Genomic DNA, 1,525 nt, shown 5'->3' on the forward strand with positions numbered 1-1,525 from the left:
GGAGGCAGAGCACCGGCGTGGGGGGCGGGGGGGGGGGGGCGCGGGGGGGGCGCCGCGCCCCGGGGGGGGGGGGCGGGGGCGGGGGCGGGCTGCCGTGCCGTTCCCCGCCAGGGCCACTGCCGCCGGGATCACCGGCTAGACCAGATATCGGGCGTACGCCTCAGGTGTGAAGAACGCCGGCAGCTCCTCGGCGAGCGCGGTCTCCAGGAAGATCCGCGCGGCCGCGGGCCGCAGCCCGGCCTCCTCCTCGTCCACGATGGACCGCACGAGGTCCTCGGTGACCGCGCCGCCCTCGGCCAGCGGGGTGCGGTGGTGGACCCACTGCCAGACCTGGCAGCGCGCGATCTCCGCCGTGGCCGCGTCCTCCATCAGGTCGAAGATGGCGGCGGCGCCGATGCCGCGCAGCCAGCTGTCGAAGTACCGCAACGCGACGGCCACATTGGACCGCAGTCCGGCGGCGGTGACCGCGCCCGGCGTCAGGTCGACGGCGAGCAGCTCGTCGGCGCTGACCGCGACCTCGTCCCGGCGTCGCTCGAGCTGGTGCGGCCGGCTGCCGAGCACGGCGGTGAAGGCCGCCTCACACGTGTCGACCAGGCCGGGGTGCGCCACCCACGATCCGTCGAAGCCGTCGCCGGCCTCGCGCTCCTTGTCGGCGCGGACCTTGCCGAACGCGACCTCGTTGACCGCCGGGTCGCGGCTCGGGATGAACGCCGCCATGCCGCCGATCGCGTGTGCGCCACGCCGGTGGCAGGTCTTCACCAGCAGCTCGGTGTACGAACGCAGGAACGGCACCGTCATCGTCACGTCTGCCCGGTCCGGCAGCACGAAGTCCGCCCGGTTCCCGAACTGCTTGATGATGCTGAAGATGTAGTCCCAGCGGCCGGCGTTGAGCCCGGCGGCGTGCTCGCGCAGCTCCCAGAGGATCTCGTCCATCTCGAACGCCGCCGTGATCGTCTCGATCAGCACCGTCGCCCGGATCGTCCCCTGCGGGATGCCGAGGTAGTTCTGCGCGAAGACGAAAACGTCGTTCCACAGCCGGGCCTCGCGGTGGCTCTCCAGCTTCGGCAGGTAGAAGTACGGGCCCTTGCCCGCGTCGATCTGCCGTTGCGCGCAGTGGAAGAAGTAGAGCCCGAAGTCGACCAGGCTCGCCGAGATCGGCCGGCCGTCGACCACGATGTGCTTCTCCGCGAGATGCCAGCCGCGCGGCCGGACCACGATGGTCGCCGGGTCCGGGCCGACCGCGTAATGCTTGCCGGTCGCTACGAAGTCGAGCTCGCCGTCCAGCGCCGCGATCAGGTTGGCCTGGCCGCCCATCAGGTTGTCCCACGTCGGCGCGAGCGCGTCCTCGAAGTCGGCCAGCCAGACGCGGGCACCGGAGTTGAGCGCGTTGACGGTCATCTTCCGCTCCGGCGGGCCGGTGATCTCCACCCGCCGGTCGACCAGGCCCGGCGCCGGCGGGGCCACCTGCCGGACCGGGTCGTTGACGTCCCCGGCGAGCAGGCCCCGCACGAACGCGCGCCCGTTG

Annotated in this window: 1 protein-coding gene; it reads right to left on the reverse strand. The window is 72.9% G+C overall.

Annotation, left to right across the window (positions count from 1 at the left end):
* Positions 1-135: 135 nt before the first annotated feature.
* Positions 136-1,525: malate synthase A (aceB, locus tag AB0H87_RS41710; RefSeq protein WP_360159384.1), on the reverse strand; the 1,390-nt coding region annotated here is incomplete at its 5' end.

This window comes from Asanoa sp. NPDC050611 (assembly GCF_040654855.1).
Classification (GTDB): Bacteria; Actinomycetota; Actinomycetes; order Mycobacteriales; family Micromonosporaceae; genus Asanoa.